Annotated in this window: 15 protein-coding genes and 2 pseudogenes; 7 read left to right on the top strand and 10 right to left on the bottom strand. The window is 63.0% G+C overall.

Features of this window, described 5'->3' with window-relative positions; genetic code table 11:
* The first annotated feature begins 378 nt into the window (after nt 1-378).
* The 4 genes from KA712_21070 to KA712_21055 all read left to right on the top strand — a co-directional run bounded on the left by KA712_21070 (nt 379) and on the right by KA712_21055 (nt 3,362).
* Nucleotides 379-834, top strand: coding sequence for a hypothetical protein (locus KA712_21070; GenBank protein MCG5055464.1), 456 nt, complete (start codon nt 379-381; stop codon nt 832-834).
* Nucleotides 835-895: 61 nt separating this feature from the next.
* Nucleotides 896-2,257, top strand: a complete 1,362-nt coding sequence (locus tag KA712_21065) for a DDE-type integrase/transposase/recombinase (protein MCG5055463.1) — start codon at nt 896-898, stop codon at nt 2,255-2,257.
* On the top strand, nt 2,254-3,054 hold the full coding sequence (locus KA712_21060; protein MCG5055462.1) for an AAA family ATPase: 801 nt from the start codon (nt 2,254-2,256) through the stop codon (nt 3,052-3,054). The genes KA712_21065 and KA712_21060 overlap by 4 nt, the downstream gene beginning before the upstream one ends.
* Nucleotides 3,055-3,056: 2 nt before the next feature.
* Nucleotides 3,057-3,362, top strand: a complete 306-nt coding sequence (locus KA712_21055; protein ID MCG5055461.1) for a hypothetical protein — start codon at nt 3,057-3,059, stop codon at nt 3,360-3,362.
* Between the two features lie 662 nt (nt 3,363-4,024).
* On the opposite strand, the gene KA712_21050 is transcribed toward KA712_21055, so the two are convergent.
* The 3 genes from KA712_21050 to KA712_21040 form a co-directional block, all read right to left on the bottom strand.
* Nucleotides 4,025-5,491, bottom strand: coding sequence for an IS66 family transposase (locus KA712_21050; protein MCG5055460.1), 1,467 nt, complete (start codon nt 5,489-5,491; stop codon nt 4,025-4,027).
* 83 nt (nt 5,492-5,574) lie between these two features.
* A complete protein-coding gene (gene tnpB, locus KA712_21045; GenBank protein ID MCG5055459.1) occupies nt 5,575-5,922 on the bottom strand; it encodes an IS66 family insertion sequence element accessory protein TnpB in 348 nt (115 codons plus the stop codon).
* Nucleotides 5,916-6,269: a hypothetical protein gene (locus tag KA712_21040; GenBank protein MCG5055458.1), complete on the bottom strand. Its 354-nt coding sequence runs from the start codon at nt 6,267-6,269 to the stop codon at nt 5,916-5,918. The genes tnpB and KA712_21040 overlap by 7 nt, the downstream gene beginning before the upstream one ends.
* A gap of 144 nt (nt 6,270-6,413) precedes the next feature.
* Here KA712_21040 and KA712_21035 point away from each other — a divergent pair, with 144 nt between their 5' ends.
* Together KA712_21035 and istB are read left to right on the top strand one after the other, a co-directional pair.
* The gene (locus KA712_21035; protein ID MCG5055457.1) at nt 6,414-7,076 is read left to right on the top strand and encodes a hypothetical protein; all 663 of its coding nucleotides are present in this window, start codon (nt 6,414-6,416) and stop codon (nt 7,074-7,076) included.
* A pseudogene (gene istB / locus KA712_21030) lies at nt 7,070-7,835 on the top strand (IS21-like element helper ATPase IstB). Before KA712_21035 ends, istB begins: the two are co-directional and overlap by 7 nt.
* A gap of 76 nt (nt 7,836-7,911) precedes the next feature.
* Here istB and KA712_21025 read toward each other — a convergent pair.
* From KA712_21025 to KA712_21005, 5 genes and pseudogenes are all read right to left on the bottom strand, one after another.
* On the bottom strand, nt 7,912-8,130 hold the full coding sequence (locus KA712_21025) for a hypothetical protein (GenBank protein ID MCG5055456.1): 219 nt from the start codon (nt 8,128-8,130) through the stop codon (nt 7,912-7,914).
* Between the two features lie 74 nt (nt 8,131-8,204).
* Nucleotides 8,205-9,251, bottom strand: coding sequence for a Fic family protein (locus tag KA712_21020; GenBank protein MCG5055455.1), 1,047 nt, complete (start codon nt 9,249-9,251; stop codon nt 8,205-8,207).
* 2 nt (nt 9,252-9,253) lie between these two features.
* A complete protein-coding gene (locus tag KA712_21015; protein MCG5055454.1) occupies nt 9,254-9,826 on the bottom strand; it encodes a restriction endonuclease subunit S in 573 nt (190 codons plus the stop codon).
* Nucleotides 9,750-10,833, bottom strand: a pseudogene (locus KA712_21010) (sigma 54-interacting transcriptional regulator). Before KA712_21010 ends, KA712_21015 begins: the two are co-directional and overlap by 77 nt.
* Before the next feature lie 823 nt (nt 10,834-11,656).
* Nucleotides 11,657-12,229 carry a L,D-transpeptidase family protein gene (locus tag KA712_21005; protein MCG5055453.1) on the bottom strand — a complete coding sequence of 191 codons (573 nt, stop codon included), beginning with the start codon at nt 12,227-12,229 and terminating at the stop codon, nt 11,657-11,659.
* 306 nt (nt 12,230-12,535) lie between these two features.
* Between KA712_21005 and KA712_21000 the strand changes: the two genes are divergently transcribed.
* Complete coding sequence (locus tag KA712_21000; GenBank protein ID MCG5055452.1) at nt 12,536-13,774, top strand: ISAzo13 family transposase; 1,239 nt, start codon at nt 12,536-12,538, stop codon at nt 13,772-13,774.
* A 461-nt stretch (nt 13,775-14,235) separates the two neighbouring features.
* On the opposite strand, the gene KA712_20995 is transcribed toward KA712_21000, so the two are convergent.
* Together KA712_20995 and KA712_20990 are read right to left on the bottom strand one after the other, a co-directional pair.
* A complete protein-coding gene (locus KA712_20995; GenBank protein MCG5055451.1) occupies nt 14,236-14,739 on the bottom strand; it encodes a hypothetical protein in 504 nt (167 codons plus the stop codon).
* Nucleotides 14,740-14,893: 154 nt separating this feature from the next.
* The gene (locus KA712_20990; GenBank protein ID MCG5055450.1) at nt 14,894-15,052 is read right to left on the bottom strand and encodes a hypothetical protein; all 159 of its coding nucleotides are present in this window, start codon (nt 15,050-15,052) and stop codon (nt 14,894-14,896) included.
* Nucleotides 15,053-15,060 lie beyond the last annotated feature (8 nt).

The raw sequence follows: 15,060 nt of genomic DNA, 5'->3' as shown, positions 1-15,060 counted from the left end.
GTCTCACGTAAATCCGTAAACCCCCAGGAAGGAATTCCCGCACTGGGTCCCTGGTGGTTTTGGTGATGAGGGGGCGGAAAGCGGAAGAAGGGTGAGGTGGCTTTTTGCGGGAAACGGGGATCTGGGTGAGGCTACCGGCCGGCAGGCATAACGCCCGCCCTTGGGACCCCAGAAAAAGGTTGGGCCCGCCACGGAGGCAACCGTGCGAGCCCTTGGCCGGTCGTGCAGTTGCGCCAAGCGACAGTACTGACCAGCGAGCAATACGTTAAGCAGGAAGGCTGGCAACAGGCAAGGCTCGAGCGGTGTCCGGCGCACGGATCTGGTAGCAAATGTGGCTTTCGCAGCCTCGGGACCTACGCCCGGGTGGAGCCAGCTGGGATGCGGGTGGCCCGGTACTACTGCCCGACGGCACATCGGACCTTCAGCCTGTTGCCCGACTGCTTGGCGTCTCGGCTCAGTGGCTCCCTGGAGGAGGTCGAGGCCGTGGTGACCGCGGTGGAGGCCGCGCCGTCGATAGAGGCAGCCGCCGATCGGCTGCGGCCAGACATCGAACTGCCCGGGGCGGTGCGATGGGTGCGCCGCCGCTACAGCGCCACCCGGGCGGCCCTGCTGGTGCTGGTGACCTCGACGCCCGCGCTGCTCGGCAACTGCGAGCCCACGCTCGCTGAGGTCCGCCAGCGTCTGGGCACTCCGGTACTGCGGCACGTACGAGCCGAATCCGAGAAGCAGCTTGGCGCCTTGCCCGCGCCAGTCGGATTCGGCCCCCGCAGTCGAGCCGCCAGCAGACTGTGGACACCTCGCGAACACGAAACGGGGCCAGACCCGCCGCCCTAACGCCTGTAGTGGTCGAGGCATAGGCGCTCACCGCCAAAACCACGGGCGCCGAGGAGAAAACATGGACACCCAAGCCGACGACAACGAGCGACGCAAGGCCGTCGCGCTCTTTCGCTATGGTGTGATTGCCGACCTATTGCACTGGCCCAAAGGCAAGCGAGGCCTGGGCGAGCAAATCGCAAAGAAGGCGGACCGCACCTACGACATCCCCGGCTCACGCAGGAGCCGTATCGCTGCCGAAACCATCAGAGACTGGCTCAAGGCCTATCGCCACGGCGGCTTCGATGCCCTGATGCCCAAGGCGCGCAGTGACGAGGGGCAGGCACGCAAGATCCCACAGTCCATCGTGGACCTTCTGTGCATGGTCAAGGAAGACAGGCCCGCACTGTCTGTGCGCATGGTCATCGATGCCGTGCGAGCCTCGGGCGAGGTACCACAGGACCTGGAGCTGGCGCCAGCCACGGTGCATCGGGTGCTCTCTCGTGCAGGCTTGATGGCTCGCAAGCCCGAGACGCCAACGAGCAACGACCGCCGTCGCTTCGCCTTCGCGAAGGCGGGGGAGATGTGGATGAGCGACGTGATGCACGGACCGTCCGTGCTGATCGGAGGCAAGCGCCGCCAAAAGACGTATCTCATCTCATTCATGGACGACGCCACCCGAGTCGTCCCGTACGCTGCCTTCGCGCTCGGCGAAAACGTCTCTTGTTTCATGCCCGTCTTCGAGCAAGCGCTGCGACGGCGTGGACTTCCCCTGCGGCTTTACGTCGACAACGGGGCAGCATATCGGTCGCATCATCTGTCCCTCGTCTGTGCCAGGCTGGGCGTGACTCTCATCCATGCACGCCCCTACCAGCCCCAGGGCAAGGGCAAGCAGGAGCGCTGGCACCGCGAGGTGCGCCGGCAATGCCTTGGCACCCTCGCCGAAGGAGACACTGCGAGCCTCGAAGCCCTCAACCGCAAGCTCTGGACCTGGGTCGAGGGGGAGTACCACCAGGCCCCTCACAGAGGCCTTGATGGCGAGACCCCGCTCGAGCGCTGGGCTCGCGCTTGCGACGAGGTGCGGCTGCCGGACATCGGCGCAGACTTCAGTGCGCTCTTTCTCTTCGAGGAAAAGCGCAAGGTACACAAAGACAGGACCGTCAGCTTGCGGGGCGTCGTCTATGAGGTGGACGCTTCGCTCGTCGGCGAAACCGTCTCTTTGCGCTTCGACCCGAGCCGGGTCGGCAAGCCCGTCGAGCTCTGGGTCAAGGGGCGCAAAGTCGGCCTGGCCAAACCCGTCGATGCGTATGCCAACTGCTTCGTCAAACGCGACAACGAGGTGCGCTCCGTCCTGCGTGCCGACCGCGTTGCACCGAATCCGCCAGAAGGACTTCGCCTGCGCGACTTCGACGTCGTCGAGCACCACGACCAAGGAGAGCGATGATGTACCGCAAGCACTTCGGCCTGAACCGCCATCCCTTCGGCAAGGAGGTCGAGCCTGATGACCTCTTTGTCTCATCTGCAAGTCAGGAGCTGTCGGTCCGCCTCAATCACCTCATCGAGATGAGGGGCATCGGCCTCGTCACGGGCGACAGCGGCAGCGGGAAGACCACTGCCTGTCGCAAGGTAGTCTCGGGACTGCACACGGGGCTACACAAGGTGGTCTACGTCGCCCACTCGACCGGCAACGTCATGGACGTCTACAAAGCCATCGCCTGGGAAATGGGCCTGCCCACCGAGCGCAACCGTGCCGCCGTGTATCGGCAGATCCGAACCGAGGTCACACGCCTGACCACCGAGGCACGGTGTCGCCCCATCCTCATCGTCGATGAGGCCCATCATCTCAGGCCTGACGTGCTCGAAGACCTCAGGCTCCTGACCAACTACCAAATGGACGCAGAGAATCGGCTTTGCCTGCTGCTGGTGGGACAATCTGAGCTGCGTCGTCGACTGGGCATGGCTGTCTACGAGGCGCTCAGCCAGCGCATCGTCATGCGCTATCACTTCGCAGGTCTTTCCCGTGAGGAGCTGTCCGGATACTTTGCTCACCGGCTTCGCCTCGCGGGGACCGAGCTGCCGCTCTTTGATCCCGCAGCCCTCGAGGCAACCTTCCAGGCCACAGGAGGTCTGCCACGAAAAGTGAACCTCCTTGCTCACCACGCCCTCATGGCCGCAGCTCTCGCACGGGCCAAATCCGTGACTGTCGAGCACGTCCAGGCAGCTTTGCCGGAGGTCGGGTGACCATGGGCACTACGATTCCATTGGAGGCTGGTCCCATCATCCAGCCCGGGCTCGACGAGCTTTGTGTCGCGCCCGCGATCGGCGTCCTTGCCGCCCTGGACGCCACGCTCGCAGCTGCTGCCCAACAGCTACACGCAGCGCATCCAGACCTAACCCTGGGCGGGCTGGCCTTTGGTGAGCCGCTCTCACCGCAAGCGCGCTCGGCGTACCTCCTTCTCTTTCGCTGTGTCGACTTGCGCACCGCGATCAGGGAATACAGGCACGTGGCCATCGACAACGCCTGCGACCAGCTCGACCTGCCCTTCTGAACCCCGAGAAGAATCCCCAAATCAGCCCCGGCTTCGCCTCAACCGCGCCGGGGCTTCTCCATTTGTGCCCTTATCCAACCCGGCACGCACCCACCCTCCAATCTGAGAAATCAACCCCCTGTCAGGGTGATCTTCGCTGAGAAACTCGAGGTGAGATAGCGTGAGAGACAACAGCGGGTCTATCCGCTGGCTGGCGCCCCCTCATCCCACCGGACGTGCGGATTTCCCGCATCCGGCGGTTCGACCGGATTCGTCAACGCGTCCACGCGGTGTCTTGACTCCAAGGTTGCACAGGAGCCCATTCGAGTACGCCGTACTCGCGGTGGACCTTGTGCCCCGACACGAGCGACCATGCCGGGTGTTTCTGGTGGCGCTTCCGACGAAACCATTTCGCGATTGCATGGCTACGTAGCTGTCGAGACGGCGTCTTGACCACCACGGCGCCAGCTTGAAGTAGTTCCGGGCCCTGGGGTTGACCCGATTCAGTGGACACCGGCGCTCAGTTGTAAGAGCGTGGAAAGGTGACCACATGAGCAAGGCAAAGACAAGAAGAACCCGGCGGGTCCATACCCCGGAGTTCAAGAGTGAAACAGTCGCCCTCGTCCAGAGCGTGACCCATCAGCGACACCGGGATGACGTTCGCCGAAAGGCGTGCGTGGGCTTCAGCCGAGCGTCTTCTTGAATGCGGCTGGGGTGAGGGCGTCGAGAGGGAGTCCGAAGACGTCGCGGTGGGTGCCGAGGCGCTCGAAGGCCCAGGCGAGATAGGCCTGGGCCGCGACCCCCTGGGCGCGGCAGGTGGCGATGATGCCGAGGAGGACGCAGGCTCGGTGAGCACCCTCCGTGCTGCCGGCGAAGAGCATGTTGAGTCGCAGCTTGGCGACGTTCTGGAACTCGCGCTCGGTGGGCGAGTTGTCGATCGGAACGAGCGGGTCGTCCACGAAACGGAAGAGCGCGTCGTGGTGGTTCTTGTAGTAGCGGATCGCCACGGCGAGTGGCTCGGACGGCAGGAGCGTCGGAGAAACGGCATCGAGCCAGCGCTTGAATTCTGCAATGAGCGGACGGATGAAGGTTTGCCGATGCTCGAGGAGTTGGTCGCCACGAAGGCCGAGCTTTCGGGCCCGTTCCTCCTCGCCATAAATCGCGCCCAAGAATGCGCCCCCTTCGACCGCGAGCACGGGCTGGGTTGCCTCGGCGTCTCGGAACTTCCGGCGTCCGTGAGCGTTGCATCCCGCCTCCAGCACGCGCCCCGAGGCGAATACATCGTTGAAGCGATGCTCGGCATCTTCGGTGAGGGTTCCAGTGAAAGGCGCAAGCTTCTTGGCGACGGTCTCACCGCTCTTGTCAGCCTCGTACTGGAAGACGGCGACTTGGTCGTTGCGATAGAGCTCGATGTAGCCGTTGTGGGCGGCGGGAAGCTTGGGAATGAGTACCTTCAATCCTGTGCCGTCCGTCGCCATCCATCTGCTGCCGAGCAGCTGCTTCCAATGAAGGCGATCGACGCCCGCCAGCAAATCGGAGGCGCGCTCGATGAACGTCACGAGCGTGCTCATCGCGAGCGGAATGCTGCGCTCCGCGAGGTCGCGACGGATGCGGTCGAGCGGCGTCAGCAGCCAGAACTTCTGGTAGACGAGCCACGCGAGCCATTCACAGGTAACCTTGGATCGCTCATACGGAGCGGGCAGCGATCGCATCGTGGTGCGCTCCCCACACGCGCGACAGCGGCACGTGTAGCGGCGAACCACGCGGCGGCGCTGATGCTCTTTGACGACGTGGAGCTTCTCCTCGATGAGCTCGTCCACCAAGTCTAACGCTGCGCTGCCGCAGTCGCCGCACTCCTTCGGCCGCAGCTCATGCTCCTCCGCCTCGAGGTGCTTGGGCAGCGGTTTGCGGCCCGTGGGCTTCCTCGGCTTCTTCGGCGCTGGCTCCTCGGCAGGCTTGTCGGGCGCTTTCGGACGCTCCTCGAAGGCGCGTCGATGCTCGCCCTCGACGACCGGTGGTGATGCGGGCGCGGACGGCGCTACTGTCGGGGTCGGTTTTCGCTGCTTGCGTTGCGCGATGGCGAGCAGCTCGGCGACGCGATCATTGAGCCGCGCCAGCTCGAACAGGAGCTGCGCGATTTGCTTTCGCATCTCCGCGTTCTCCCTTTGCAGGCCTTCGAGCTCGTCCACAGATCAGTAGAGATCATGATCTACGATCCGTGTCGATCCCCTAATTACACTTTTCGCCGATACCAGCCCCGCCGAGCGGCGGTGAAGTCGATCCCGGCCAGGAGCGAAGCGAAGGCGGAGCCATCGATTGCGACCTGGGGCTTTTCGCCGTCGAGGGGCGGAAGCTGGAAGCTTCCGGCTTCGAGTCGCTTGGCGAGCACGCACCAACCCGAGCCGTCGAACCACAACGCCTTCGCCAGCCGCCGGCGCTTGTTGAAGAAGAGGTACAGATGGCCGTCGACCGGATCGAGCCCGAGACCCCTGACGGCGCCGGCGAGCGCATCGAAGGATCCACGCATGTCGAGCGGCGCGACCGCGACGAACACGCGCACGGTCGCGGGGAAACTCAGCACGAGCGCAGTACCTCGATCACCTGGCGCAGCAGCACCATCGATGCATCGTCGCCGAACTCAACCCGCCCCGCGGCGAGCTTGACCACGTAACGAGCAGTTCCAACAGTGCCGCGAGGTGGAGCGGGAACAAGCTCCACCAAGGCCGACCGGGGCACCTTCCCCTTGCCCCGTCGCTGTCCCCGACTTTGCGGCGTCCGCCGCTCCAGCGCCATCACCCAGGCGTGCAGCGAGCGCCCATCGATCCCACGCGCCCGCGCCCAGTCGCCGATGCTCACTCGCGACAGCTTCGCGGCCGCCAGATACTCCTGTGCCTCATCTTCGTTCCGAATCTTCCGTCCTGCTGCCAAGTGCAACCTCCAAGCCGTGCAGGAGCCTGCCGGACCGAGCCACCGCCGTCATCCCGGTGTCGCTGATGGGTCACTCCAGAGCGGACGGCGGGGGATACCGTGGCTCACTGCCGCCCGCGCCCAGCCGATCCACAAAGGAGACCGGTGGCCGATGCGTTCGAGGATGAACGCGTGCATCTATTGCCGTTGCCACAGAACCCTTTCCCCTGCGAAAAGCTGCTTGCGGTGAGGTCAGGCAAACAGCCCTATGTGCGCTTCGATCTGAACGACTACTCCATCCCCCATACCCATGTGGGCCAGGCGCTGTCACTTTCGTGCTCGGAGAAGGCGGTCCGAGTACTTGATGAAACGGGCCATGTCCTTGCTCGACACGAGCGATGCTACGAACGCGGGCGCACCATCGAGGATCCCGCTCATCTGGCGGGACTACGGGAACAAAAACAGCGGGGACGCGAGCTTCGCGGGCGGGGGCGGCTCCTCGAGGTGATACCTTCATGCAAGCCGTTCCTTGAGCAGCTCGCCCTACGCGGGCAATCGATGTCTTACGAGACAGTCCGCCTGACCCGGCTGCTCGATCAGTTTGGTGTCGAGAAGCTCCAGGTGGCGATAGAACGCGCGATCGCCCAGGGGGCCATCTCTGCAGCGTCCGTCGCGCACATTCTGGATGTCGACAACCGACGACAGGGCGTTCGGCCGCCACTGCCCCAACCGGTCAGCAGCGACCCTCGTATTGCGAACCTGCGCGTGGACACTCACAACCTCAAACCATACGACGAGCTCGCACGCGACACGGAGGACGAATCATAAACCTGTCCCAACACTTGTTCGCACTTGGTCTTCACCACCTTTCAGAAAACCTCGATGATATCCTCGCAACGGCAACCACAAAGCGTTGGAGCCCGACGCAGCTTCTGGAGCATCTTGCCAAGGTCGAGACTGCCGACCGCCAAAAGCGCAGTCTTGAGCGCCGTCTCACCCGCGCACGCCTCGGAAGATCAAGGCCATGGCAGATTTTGAATTGGCATGGCCCAAGAGGATCGATCGCGATGCTGTCGAGACCACGCTGTGCCTCGACTTCGTCAAGCATGGTCGCAATCTCATCCTGGTGGCACCGCAGGGACTCGGCAAAACCATGATAGCCAAGAACGTCGCTCACCAAGCAATTCTTCACGGCCACTCGGTCCTGTCGGTGACAGCCGAAGAGCTCCTCATGGACCTCGGCAGCCAGGACAGCGCTCGCGGCCTCGATCGCCGTCTACGCCACTACGCCCAACCGGCGCGCTCGTATGTGACGAGCTCGGCTATCTCTCCTACGACAATCGAAACGCCGACCATCTCTTTCAAGTCGTCTCCCGTCGCTACGAGAACAAGAGCATTCTGCTCACGACCAATCTGCCATTTTCAGACTGGCCATCCATCTTCCCTAACGCCACCTGCGCCATCGCCCTTATCGATCGAATCATCCACCACGCCGACATCATCCCCATCGAAGGCGACAGCTTTAGGCGCCGCGAAGCCCAGGGCACCAGAGATGCTCGGAGGCAAAAACGCCCGGACAAGCCGTGATGTCGGCCGCCTGTTCAATTTTCTGCGCTTTCCTACGATCGCCAACAGCGTTCGTTGTCGCGCTCGAAGGCTTCGGCTACGCGGCGAACGGCGCGGGTTTGGTAGTGGCGTTCGACGGGGCGATGGGGCTGAGGCTGCGGTCGTGGCGGTAGGCCCACATCACGGCCAGTTCGAGGGCGCGGCGGGCGTAGAAGCAGGCGGTGCGAGGTTCCGGGAACGCGGCGTCGGCGGCCTTCTGGGCGGCCTCGTGAATTTCGGGCCATTCGGCCTGCAGGAAACCGAACACGTCTCCCATGGTAACCGCTTTGCGCAATTTGTGGCGCAAGTTTTGGCGCGAGTTTGGCGCGAGTTTGGCGCGACGCGCCTCTCTCACCACTTTCCGGACGGCGTATAGGCGGCTTTGTTGGTGCCGCCTTCTCGCGTGAGCAGCCCCATCGCCTCCATCTGGGCAAGGTCCCGCTGGAGGGTGCGCCGGGGGGATTCGGGGCACAAGGCCTCGAAAGTGCGAATGTCGATGCGGCCGTGTTCGAGCACGTGCTCGACGGCCTGGGCCTGGCGGGGGTTCAGGCGGTGGGCGTTCACCAAAACGTCGCGGCGAATGGCGAACTCGCCGCGCAGCTTGACCTCGGCGAGCTGGGTGGCGAGGCCTTCGACGAAGAACTCGAGCCAGCCGGTGAGGTCCATGTCATTTTCGCGCACGGCCTGAAGGGCGCGGTAAAACCGGGTGCGGTCGCGGTCGTAGAACTCGCTGAGGGTGAACAGGCGCTTGAAGTCGTAGCCGGTGCGGTAAAGGCACAGGGTGGACAGCAGGCGCGAGGTGCGGCCGTTGCCGTCGAGGAAGGGGTGAATGTGTACGAGCTGGAACTGGGCGATGCCGGCCACCATTACGGGGTGAATGGGCGTATCGGTGCGCAGCCAGGCGATCAGCTCCTGCATCAGCGGGGGCACGTCGGCGGGCGGGGGCGGGGTGTAGATGACGGCGCGGGTCTGGCTGCTGACGACGTAGTTCTGGACGTTGCGATAGACGCCGGGGCCGCCTTCACCGCCACGCACGCCTTCCACCAGGCACTTGTGGATCTCGCGCACGAGGCCTTCTGTGATGGCCTCGCCGCTTTGCAGGTATTCGGAGACGAGGTTGAAGGCGTTGCGGTAGTTCAGAAACTCGCGCGCGTCGTCGGCGGGGGCTTCGGCCACGGTCTGGCCGGCCCACAGGCGTTCGGCTTGCTCGATGGTGAGCTGCGTGCCCTCGATATGCGTGGTGTGGTGGGCTTCGAGCAGCAGGGCGCGCTGGCTCATGCGCCGGACCCACTCATCGGACAGCGTGGCGGCCTCGAGGAACCCTCTCGCGCGCTCGATCGTGGTCAGACCCGCCGTGAGGGCGTGGGTGATCGTGAAGCGCGGGGGGAGGTTGGACATGGTCAAAGCTCGCCGCGAAAGGCGCGGTGTTGAAGCGAAGCGAAGAGGGCGTCGAGTTCGGCGAGCGAGGCCCGGTTGGCCGTCTTGAGCTTTTCGACGGCGGCGATACGGCGGGCGAAGTCTTGCTGGAGGGCGAGGGGGGGAACATTGATGACGAACGACTTTACGTCTTGCTGATTGATCCTGACTATCGGAACGCCAGTCCCATAGTCAGCTGACGGCATATAGATGCCATTCTGCGGGCCGCTGCTGATCAGTGCGGCCAACGCTAGCCGTGGCCACGCCTTGGGGTTGATCCTCGGATCCCCGAACATGTCGAGGAAGGTGGATTGGGTGAGGGTGTCGAGGAGGGCGAGGGCGGCGCGGCGCTTGGCCCGCAACGCCTCCGCCCGGTCCAGCACCTCCACAATCCGCCGCTGCTCTTCGAGGGGGGGATACGCGAAGGGGATCGATCGAACGATCTGCGTGTTGAGGTTGAGCATCGTGACGCCCTTGGCGTCATGCTCCAGCCAGCTCTTGATCTCCGCCTGCTGCCAGATCCGGTCGATTTGGTTTCTTAGCTCTCCCGTCAGCATTCGTGCGATGACCTAACCAGATTCCCGGGTGATTTTCACGCCTTTCGTGGCGTGCCCGGTTGCCCCACCCCGTACCGGTCCAGCCAGTTCGACAGCGTCTGGTAGTTGGAAAGCCCCACCAGCGCGGCAGCCCGGGTCTTGTTCCCGTGCGCCTCGTCCATCGCGCGGCCGAGATAGTGCGCCGCCACCTCGCCCAGCACCCCTGTAAATCCAGCCCCTCCCCCAGCGGCCGCCCCAGGATCTCCCCCCCGGTAGGCGCCGCCACCGGCAGCAGCGCCTCCCGTGCGTCCTCCGCCGTGAGGGTCTCGCCGTCGCTCCACAGCGCTGCCCGGCGAAGGGTGTTGTAGGGCTCGCGCACATTGCCCGGCCAGCGATGTTCCATCATGACGCGACGTGCGGCCACCGACAGCCGCTTCGGCGAAGCCCCCAGGTCCGCCGTGGCCTCGCGGTTGACCGCCGCCCAAAGATGGTCGATGAGCGGCCCCAGGTCGTTCGGCCGCTCGCGCAGCGGAGGCAACTTAAGCACCGCCACCGCCAGCCGGTAGAACAGATCCTCACGAAACCGGCCGCGGGCGATCTGTTCGGTCAGCGTGCAGTTCGTTGCCGCCACCACCCGGACATCGACCGGTCGCGCGCGACGCCCCCACGCGCACCACCTCACCCTCTTGCAGAGCCCGCAGCAGTTTGACCTGCGCGAGCAGCGGCAACTCGCCCAACTCGTCCAGAAACAGCGTTCCCCCATGCGCCTCCTGGAAGTGTCCGCGCCGGGCCTGCGTGGCCCCCGTGAACGCCCCCTTTTCGTGGCCAAACAGTTCCGATTCCACCAGGTCGGCCGGGATCGCCCCGCAGTTGACCGCCACGAAAGGCGCATCGCCGATATCCCCTTCTAGCGGGTAGTACACCCCCCCCCATCCTGAAACTCGATCGAAGGTACATACGTCTTCCCATCCTCCACAAACGCCCCTCGAAAGCGCAGATCCACCCCCGTTTGCGCATTCTGGATCCAACCCACCGGATCCTTCACCCGCACTTTGAGATACATCGGATCCACCGCCCCAAACGTTGCTTCCAGGTCTGCAAGCAGCGGCGCCGCTGACCGATCAAAAGCAAACGAGATCGTGGGACCACAATCCCCCTGCCCCGCCGCCATGCGAACGCTTGGCAACGGCCGGAAACGCGCATGAACATCGTCGATCCACTCGCAAGCCACAACCTTGCAAAGACCACTCAACGAAGATCCAACATGGGTAGCTGCCTCTTTCAACAGGGAAAGAACAGCACTCTTCTGCTCAGCACTCAATGCCGTCACATCGCTGCGCCCGCAGTTGCGCAGATCGATGAACGACACCTCGTCCACAAAATCAGAATCCCCGCGGCGGCGAAGCAACATAGTGGCATCACCATGGCCATACGGCAGTTCAGCCGACCCATCTTGCTTCCAGGCCAACCTGAACGCCTCACCAAAAGCCCCCCACTGCGCCTCCAGCTCATCTAAGGACACGACCACGCCATCTGCAATATGCAGATTCAGGGCGTCCACGAAACACGCACCTATCCCTGCCTTCATCGTGATGCCCGCAGGGGCCTTGAACGTCTTCGTTTGCGGAAAGCTACGCCGAACATGATCAATAAACTGCGCACCAAGCTCAGCCGCTGCCTGAGGAGCTGCGTCCCCCGCATCCCCCGCAACAACCAGTGGCTGGGGTTTGGCACTTTGGCTCTTGCACCCCAAGGACAAACAAACGTTGAAAACAACGCAGCTAGCGATTGCCCTGTACACGCTGTACCCCAACAATCACGAGCTTCTGCATGCCCGGGTAAAAGTGGGCCTCATAAGGCGGACCAATGTTCGGCGCATCGCTTCGGAACTTCGTGTAAAGAACGCTGTGGGTGAACCACAAACAGTTGGTTTGCTTTCAGGTATCCCGCACTAACGGCGGTGTCGATGTCGCCCGGCCTCACGTGCACGCAACCGTGAGATTCGCCCAAGTTGTAGGAAGGTTCGATCCCCTTTGCCCGCGCCAAATGCTCAGCCGCTTCATCGTTAGGCGTCGTGTGAATAAATTCGCTCAAACGCGGTTCCTGTTTCCGGTCCCACCGCCCGTCTTTGTTCTTATCAACATAAAGATACACGGTGAGGTGGCCAAAATCGTTGAACAGCCATTCCGTTGGTGCATCCGTCATTTTGTACAGCAGCTTGTACGTCCGCAAAACCCAATCAGCAGAAGCGCCCGTGAGCTTTTCAACATCCTGCCGCTTGCCCTTTAGATCCACCTCAAAACGATCCCCCTTGCGGATGAGCTTTGTTCCCCAAGGTATTTTCGACAAAGGGTACTTCCACTTGCTGACATGCTGGCCAATCGACGCCACCCGATAGGTCCCCGCTGGCGTCGGCGTTTTCATATAGCCATCGCTCCCCATTGTGGGCGTGGCTGGCCCCCCAACAGCGTCAAAAAAGGCCTTGATGGCTTGCGTAGTAAGTTATCGGTCCAAAGCTGCCCAAAGTTGTCTCAAATCGACCGCCCGAACCCTACCCCAACCCACCCCGAAATCCCACCGCAACGCGCTAATTTTCGTGAACCGGAAGTTCAAGCACCAAGTCCACTCGCGTCAAAAAAGGGCCCGATATAATATGTTCTGTCAACTAAGGGCATGCCGCGAAATAAATAGGTTGACTTTATCTGCGAGGAGGATCTCCATTGGAGGTGCATGACCAAGGAACGATCGCGGCGTGAATCCGAGATACGGGATCGCTACGGCAAGATAAAGGGGAGTCTGACAGAGAGAGCTCGGCGGCTATTCGTGGCGAACGAGGCGATCGCTTTTGGCTACGGCGGCATTGTCGCTGCATCTCGTGCGACGGGTATGGCACCGAGCGTGGTGGGGCGCGGGATCGCCGAAGTACGGGCGATCGAAAACGGGACGGCGAGGCATTTACCGCCAACGCGAAGCCGTCGACCAGGCGCCGGGCGCAAGAAGGCAACCGAGAAGGATCCGAGATTGATTCCGGATCTGAAGAAGCTTGTAGAATCGACGACACGCGGAGATCCCGAGTCGCCGCTTCTGTGGACAGCTCGTAGCCAGCGCAATCTCGTGGAGGCGCTCAAGAAGCAGGGGCACCAAACGAGCATGAAGATGGTCTCAAGACTGCTCAAGGAGCTCGGCTACAGTCTCCAGGCGAATCGCAAGCGGCTTGAGGGCGCGCAGCATCCAGATCGAAACGCTCAGTTTGAGCACATCAACGAGACACTCCGTCGACAGCTCGAAACGAACGAGCCGGCGATCTCTGTGGACACGAAGAAACGAGAGCTTGTCGGACCGTACAAGAACGGCGGCCGCGAGCTCAGCGGGAAGGAAGATCCGGTCGATGTCAACGTGCACGACTTCGTCGACGACGAAAAGGGACGCGCCACACCGTACGGCATCTACGACCTCCAGAAGAACGAGGCGTGGGTCAGCGTTGGCGTGAGCCACGACACGGGGGAATTCGCGGTGCAGAGCATCCGCACCTGGTGGAGCGAGATGGGCGCCTCGAGGTATCCAAACGCGACCTCGCTCGTGATCACGGCGGACGGAGGTGGAAGCAACGGCTATAGGCTGCGCCTATGGAAGCTCGAGCTACAAAAGCTCGTCGACGACCTGCGCTTCCCCATCACCGTCTGTCATCTGCCTCCGGGAACGAGCAAGTGGAACAAGATCGAGCACCGCTTGTTTTCCTTCATCACCCAGAACTGGCGCGGAAAGCCTCTGGTCACCCATCAAGTCATCGTCAATCTAATCGCAGCGACGACGACGACGACCGGACTGCTCGTGAAGAGCCGAGTCGACAGTCGCACTTACGCCAAGGGTCGCCGCGTCTCGGACAAGGACCTCGCACTCGTGAATCTCGATCCCAACGTCTTCCACGGCGAGTGGAACTACACCATCCACCCGACCGTACCGACATGACGAGACGATCGACTTTTTTCGCGGCAGCCCCTTAGTTAATGGCCGGGCACCTTCAGCCTGATCACTTTTTGATCGGGGTGTCGTAACCAGTGCACGCAGACGGTCGGCCTTTTTTTGCTCGGTCTTGCCAGGATGAATGCATCGATCGCTCGACGAGCGCCGGCCTGATCTCCCGCCAAAGGAGTGCGTCGATGCGAAGCAACTCGGCCTCTTCCCGGCGATCGGGGAAAACGAAGTTGTCATAAGAAAGGCCAGTCGTTTTAAGTACTTTGCCTCAATGCGCCCCCCGGCAGCAAGGCCGAGGATGCGAGGCGGCTTGCGTTAGTTGACAGGACATTCTTTGTCGAGCGTTTTCTGGCGCGGAAGGACGTGGTGCTGAGGCTCTCTATTAACATCGCGATGCATTGCGAAGCTGTGGCGCCGGTTGCCGCGGGAAGCCACCACCGATGCACGAGGTGTGTTCAGTTCTCCCGGGCTTTCTCCGGCGAGAGCACGTCCTCGCGACGATCCCGAAGGGTGCCCGTCGGGACGCGCAGCTTCGACGCGGTGAACCGCTCGTCCGCGCCCCGCCGGGAGATCTGGAACGCTGTCCCCGTCGGCAGCAGGCCGATCACCGGCCCCTCATACGCGGCGGCCAGCCGGACGAAACGCCGGTCCTTCCTGAGCCATGTCGCGATGGCCGCCCAATACGCGCGGACACGTTCAGACCGATGCGCGCCTACCAGGCGTACGAGCTGATCGGCGTTCACGTGCCCGTGATGCACCCCGAGCCACGTGGTCAGCACGGCGAGCACCCGGAGATCACCGTCGTCCATCCCAAGCGCAGAGGCATAGAGCAGGGTGCGCTCGATGTCCGCGTCCGCTGCCGCTTTGCCAGCGAAGTTCATTCCGATGGCCACCATTCGCGCCGTCAGTTCGTCGGGCGAGGGCGTCGGCTCGGGGGAGGTCGCACGGTTAAACGCCATGGACGAGCCTCCGCGCGACTTCGGCCATCGTGGCGCGGACATGGGCTGGCCAAGCATCGTTGCCGTCCTGCCGTTCCAGCCAGGGCAGGCACTCGGCGAGCTCCTCCGCAGTCGGTGCGAGCGCGATGCACTCGGGCAGATCCGTGCCGCGATGTCAAAGTGCGAACAGCTTACTCTTCAGCAGATCGGGTCTGCCCAACGTGCTGAGCGCGAGGACCTGGCCCTGGAAGATGGGCTGCACCCGTTCGCGCCACCCCGTAGGCAGGACATCGCTGAGCTGCATCGGCCCGTTGTTGAGCCAGTCGTCGATCAAGTCGACTC

It is taken from the genome of Myxococcales bacterium (assembly GCA_022184915.1).
Classification (GTDB): domain Bacteria; phylum Myxococcota_A; class Polyangia; order Fen-1088; family Fen-1088; genus JAGTJU01.
Note: the sequence above shows the minus strand (reverse complement) of the source record. Positions and strands in the feature narration are given on the sequence as shown.

Bases quoted from the DNA above. Each gene is read 5' to 3' on its own strand.
- KA712_21055 (MCG5055461.1), top strand. From the start codon at position 3,057: ATGGGCACTACGATTCCATTGGAGGCTGGTCCCATCATCCAGCCCGGG.
- KA712_21070 (MCG5055464.1), top strand. From the start codon at position 379: ATGCGGGTGGCCCGGTACTACTGCCCGACGGCACATCGGACCTTCAGC.
- KA712_21060 (MCG5055462.1), top strand. From the start codon at position 2,254: ATGATGTACCGCAAGCACTTCGGCCTGAACCGCCATCCCTTCGGCAAG.
- KA712_21000 (MCG5055452.1), top strand. From the start codon at position 12,536: ATGACCAAGGAACGATCGCGGCGTGAATCCGAGATACGGGATCGCTAC.
- KA712_21020 (MCG5055455.1), bottom strand. From the start codon at position 9,251: ATGTCCAACCTCCCCCCGCGCTTCACGATCACCCACGCCCTCACGGCG.
- KA712_21025 (MCG5055456.1), bottom strand. From the start codon at position 8,130: ATGGGAGACGTGTTCGGTTTCCTGCAGGCCGAATGGCCCGAAATTCAC.
- KA712_21065 (MCG5055463.1), top strand. From the start codon at position 896: ATGGACACCCAAGCCGACGACAACGAGCGACGCAAGGCCGTCGCGCTC.
- KA712_21005 (MCG5055453.1), bottom strand. From the start codon at position 12,229: ATGAAAACGCCGACGCCAGCGGGGACCTATCGGGTGGCGTCGATTGGC.
- KA712_21015 (MCG5055454.1), bottom strand. From the start codon at position 9,826: ATGCTGACGGGAGAGCTAAGAAACCAAATCGACCGGATCTGGCAGCAG.
- KA712_21050 (MCG5055460.1), bottom strand. From the start codon at position 5,491: ATGCGAAAGCAAATCGCGCAGCTCCTGTTCGAGCTGGCGCGGCTCAAT.
- KA712_20995 (MCG5055451.1), bottom strand. From the start codon at position 14,739: ATGGCGTTTAACCGTGCGACCTCCCCCGAGCCGACGCCCTCGCCCGAC.